This window comes from Dolichospermum lemmermannii CS-548, from assembly GCF_028330815.1.
GTDB lineage: Bacteria > Cyanobacteriota > Cyanobacteriia > Cyanobacteriales > Nostocaceae > Dolichospermum > Dolichospermum lemmermannii.
The window spans coordinates 1-3,789 of record NZ_JAQMTJ010000003.1 but is presented as its reverse complement, the minus strand read 5'-3'; the positions used below and the strand labels follow the sequence as shown (position 1 = coordinate 3,789).

The 3,789-nt window shown below is 37.9% G+C and carries 3 protein-coding genes and 1 pseudogene; all 4 read right to left on the bottom strand.

All coding sequences use genetic code 11. From position 1 onward, the window contains the following. A pseudogene (locus tag PN450_RS23985) lies at window positions 1-108 on the bottom strand (IS982 family transposase); the annotation flags it as partial. A gap of 214 nt (window positions 109-322) precedes the next feature. Then, complete coding sequence (locus tag PN450_RS00075) at window positions 323-1,348, bottom strand: glucokinase (RefSeq protein ID WP_015078988.1); 1,026 nt, start codon at window positions 1,346-1,348, stop codon at window positions 323-325. Window positions 1,349-1,534: 186 nt separating this feature from the next. Continuing rightward, window positions 1,535-2,182, bottom strand: coding sequence for a histidine phosphatase family protein (locus PN450_RS00070; RefSeq protein ID WP_271834932.1), 648 nt, complete (start codon window positions 2,180-2,182; stop codon window positions 1,535-1,537). A gap of 33 nt (window positions 2,183-2,215) precedes the next feature. Then, window positions 2,216-3,382: a pyridoxal phosphate-dependent aminotransferase gene (locus PN450_RS00065; protein WP_271834930.1), complete on the bottom strand. Its 1,167-nt coding sequence runs from the start codon at window positions 3,380-3,382 to the stop codon at window positions 2,216-2,218. Window positions 3,383-3,789 lie beyond the last annotated feature (407 nt).

The window sequence follows — 3,789 nt, the reverse complement described above, 5'->3', positions numbered from 1 at the left end:
GGGTCTAATTCTTTTTTTTATTTGGGATGGGATAACTTGAGCTTGAAATATTGGCTCAAAATAGGTACAAAAATCATCAATTTCACAGAAAATAGTTTCTAATTCCATGAGTTATAATCATTAATTTTCTTTAATTAAACTTAATTCTCAATAATTAATGTTTATTGAGAATATAGGCTCTTTCCAGAAAAGCCTCTAACCCTTTTGAATACTCATTTTTAGCTGGTTTTCTTACATCGAACTCAGGTTAGTTAGTAATTGCGTTGACACTTCAGTGATTATCATCTTTTGGTACTCCTGAATATTTCACTGTTCTTGCTATTTATAACCTAGAGGCAGACAAAGCTGCACCAATTAATCCAACCTGTTGATTAAGAATTATATGCACGGGTATTTCTTCCAGTAAAGAACCCATTCTCCCTTTTTGGGTAAAATTCGTGAGGAAACTACCATTTTGCATTAAAGGGAGGATTTTGGGAGCGATACCACCAGCAATGTATAATCCGCCATAGGGGAGGAGTTTGAGGGCTAGATTGCCGGCTTCTGCACCGTAGGCTTCTACAAATAATTGCATGGTTTGTTCGGAAAGGCGATCGCTTTTTTCCAGCGCCGCACTCCCAATAAATGCCCCAGGATCAATGGTTTTTTCGGCTTTTCCGGCTTCTTGTTCCCAAGTTCTGACTGCTTGGGCAATTTCTGGTGATTCGGTGGCTATTTTCCTATCTCGTAAAAATTGGTAAATGGAGGTAATTCCTAAACCGGAAACCACTCTTTCTACAGAAACTCGTTGAATATTATGTTTATCTACCAGATATTTCAACAGTTGAAATTCTAACTCATTCCGGGGGGCAAAATCTGCGTGTCCACCCTCGGAAGGAAAGACTTGATATTGATGATCCTGTTTAATCAAAAATCCCTGGCCTAATCCAGTTCCTGCACCGATTACAGCCATTGGTGCTGCTGGTTGATATTTACCAACTTGTAAAGTTAGTAAATCCTGTTTTGTTAACCCAAAAATGCCATAACCAACAGCCGCAAAGTCATTAATTAGAGAAATTGACAAAATACCCAATTCTTGAGTTAACCGATTTGTATCAAGAAACCAGGCTAAATTGGTCAACTTAGCGGTGTTTTCCACTACTGGGCCTGCGATCGCAAAACAAGCCTTTTCTGGTGTGCTAGAATTAGCTGTACTCAAAAACTTTTGCACTATAGGAACTAAATCAGGAAAATCTCCACTGCGGAAACTTTCCTCATACAGAGTTTTTAACTCTAGTGTTTCCGAAAGTTCCACCAAACGCAAAATAGTTTTTGTTCCGCCTATGTCTCCGGCCAGTAGCAATGTCATAAAATTTATCAGTTAGTAAGTTACTTTTGCCCAGTTGTAGCGATATGCACTTGAATGAGATACAGAATCTACAGTAAAAGCCATAAGTTAAAAGTCTCTTAACTCCTGACTCCTGACTCCTGACTCCTGACTCCTGACTCCTGCTATAGCGTCAGTGGCGATTTAGAGAAAATCCCCATTAAATATTTACACAAATCGCACCAATTCTTCAATTTTTGTCAAATGGGATGTATCTCCCTTTAGTTCTAGCAACCATTCTGAATCTTGACGGACAACTTTTACCAAAGAACATAGAGAAGCTTTGACTTCATTTTTGGCTATGTCACCCACAAATCCCATTGCTGCACCCAAGACAGACGCGCCATGTGCCACCAATAGGATATCATGGGGGAAGAATTCAGTAGACAGACATCTGGCAGTTTGCGCCGAACGTTCCCGCACTTTTTCATGAGTTTCCGGGTATTTTGCGGCTATACGTGATGTGTAACTGGTATCAATTCTGGGAAATAATTTGACTAAAACTGAAGTTGAGAGTTTTTCGGGTTCTTCAGTCATCCATTCGGGATTAAGCCATTCACTCAAACCTATTTCTAGTTTAATCTGTAAATCCAAAACTTCAGCGATCGCATTCGCAGTTTGGATAGTTCGCAAAAATGGAGAAGCAAAAATATGGGTGATTCTTTCCCCTTTGAGTCGTTTTGCTAACTGCTGCGCCTGAATCATACCATCATCGGACAAAGGTGGATCATACCGTCTTTCGGCGGTCAGAAACCAATCGGGATATACGAAATCAAGGCGGTTAGCGTGTCTTGCTATCCAAACTATTTGACTCATGGAGAAATACAAGTGTTAATTTTTGTTATGCGATTATAATACGATAGTTTGCAAACCTTTGACTAATCTTTCTATACCTGCTTTAGCTGTATCTGCTGGTAACGCACCATAAGCAACCCGCAAATAACAGCCATCTTCCATCCCAAAGGTTGTTCCCGGAATCACTGCTATTTTGTGTTCTTGAATCAGTTTTTTCACTAATTCCAAATCATTCATTTTTGTCTGCACTTTCAAGAAAAAGTAAAATGCACCATTAGCGGGTGTAATTGTACATAAATTTTCCAGAGATTGCAATGCGTTAATTACTATTTCTCGAACTTTAGCAATTGTCCCAATATTATCTTTTAAATAATCATCTTTTGCTTGTAAAGCCCCCAAAGCTGCATATTGAGAAACCACAGGTGGACAAATCAAAATAGTATCTTGGACTTTTTTCACAGCAATTAATAAATGTTGAGGAATTACCATATAACCAATTCGCCAACTAGCAAAACCATAAGCTTTCGACAAACTAAAAAGAGAAATTGTATATTGATTACTGCCCGTAAATGCCCCCGGAGAAATATGTTTTACATGATCATAAGTAAAATATTCATAAGCTTCATCACTAATATGATAAATTCCCCTTTCTCGACAAATTTCATTAACTTGTTTTAATGCTGTTTCTGAATAAACAACACCTGTAGGATTATTCGGAGAAATCGTCACTACCGCACGGGTTTTATCTGTAATTGCGGCGGCTATGGCTTCAGGAATTAATTGATAATTTGTATCTGTGGCAACTAATACCGGATGACAACCTGCCATTTTAATCGCCATTTCATGATTAAAATAGTAGGGAGTATTTAAAATAATTTCATCACCAGGAGAAGTAATTGCTAAAATAGCATTTATAAACCCCATATTGCTACCTGCTGTCACCACAATAGCATTTTCTTCATTGATATCAATATCATTAAATATTGATAACTTTGCTGCTAATACTGTTAATAATTCAGGAATACCCACAACAGCTTGATAAAGATGATTTTTAGGTTCAGCAAGAAATTTTGGTAATAATTCCATTGCGGTATCTGGTGGTTGATAGTGAACCACACCTTGTCCTAGAGAAATTGTCCCAGGAGAGTTTTTAATTAATTCTCCCACCACCGGAATAATTGGCGATTGAATCGCTGCCATTCGTGATAATTTATAATTCATAACTCTTAAAAATGTATATGTAGGATTATATTCCAGAGTATCACCATTTATCTAATTTTTTAAAGTAAGTAGGTGAACACAATAAAACCAAACTGTGTAAAGAAACGTAAAATCGCCCAAACCCTCTTCACTCTTGCCTCTGGTTACTAAGCGAAGTCGAAGTATTGCCTCTTGCCTTTTGCCTTGCCATAACGACAATTTTCAACACCAACCTACTTAGTATGGATTGAGACTTTTCAAACACCCTCTTAGAGGATGTTTGAAAAGTGGTATTCCGTAATTTTCATCACATTGCTACCCCCCTTTCCCCTTGTAAAAGGGGAAACAATAAAAATCCAGTTCCCTCCCCTTGTAAAGGGGAGGGTTAGGGTGGGGTAAATAATATTTGATACATTAACCATAACTTT